This is a genomic window from Halochromatium glycolicum, from assembly GCF_016584085.1.
Lineage (GTDB): Bacteria > Pseudomonadota > Gammaproteobacteria > Chromatiales > Chromatiaceae > Lamprobacter > Lamprobacter glycolicus.
On record NZ_NRSJ01000124.1, the window covers coordinates 1 to 812 of the forward strand.

Annotated in this window: 1 protein-coding gene; it reads right to left on the reverse strand. The window is 52.8% G+C overall.

The annotated features are described in order from the left end of the window. Positions 1–143: 143 nt before the first annotated feature. Positions 144–446 (reverse strand): helix-turn-helix domain-containing protein, encoded by a 303-nt coding sequence (locus CKO40_RS23795; protein ID WP_200348935.1) that lies wholly within the window; start codon positions 444–446, stop codon positions 144–146. Between the last annotated feature and the right edge of the window lie 366 nt (positions 447–812).

The following is an 812-nucleotide window of genomic DNA, read 5'->3' on the forward strand; positions in this document are numbered from 1 at the left end:
ATCAGTGGATGAAAGCGCATGGCTATGCCTAAAGCGTCGTGTGCTCCCTTCTTGTGAATCGCCTAGTGCGGACCCGCATGCTAGGTGGTGTGGGGAGGGCGGGCTAAACACCCGCCCTTACCCGATTGGGCCAATTTCTACAGTTACTTTCCGTTCTTTCGGTTCTTGTCGGAATTTAACAACTGGGAAACTCTTCCTTCAGAAATCCCTAAGGTGTCCGCAACTCTTGACTGCGCGCCTCTGGACTCCTTTGCACGTTCAATTTCTACCAGCTTGGAAACATAGCGCGACTTACCACTACCTGTCATACCTTGGTATGCAGCTTGTGCTTGTTCCTTCTGTTCTTGGCGTAGAGTGTGAATTGCTTCCGTTGTCTGCCTAAAACCTTCGACGACCGTAGCCATCATGTGTTCAAGGGGATCTGGGGTGGATTTTCTCTGTGACATTTGTGTCGCTCCTGGTTGTTGAAACCAGGCACAGTCTACCAAAGCCAGGAACAAAGGTCAAGGATTGCGTTTAGTAATCCTAAATTTTTCTCTTTAGGCTCTTCATCCCGTCCGTTTTTAGTTGTAGGCTTCTTTTGTGGCCCAACGTTGCGCTCAGCCGACGCCTGCTGCGCCCCCTCCGCGCGCTGAAATTCTTGCCGGAGTTCGACGGCGCAGCAGGCGGTCGGCTGTAGCGGCTTGTGTACGCCCGGCATGGGCATGAACTGATGGGGTGAAAGTCCCCTGTAGGAGTACCTGTAGTGTCCTCTTGGACCAATAGAACTACTAGCCGACGGCAAGGGCAAACCCGCGAGGGGATGTCTGGAG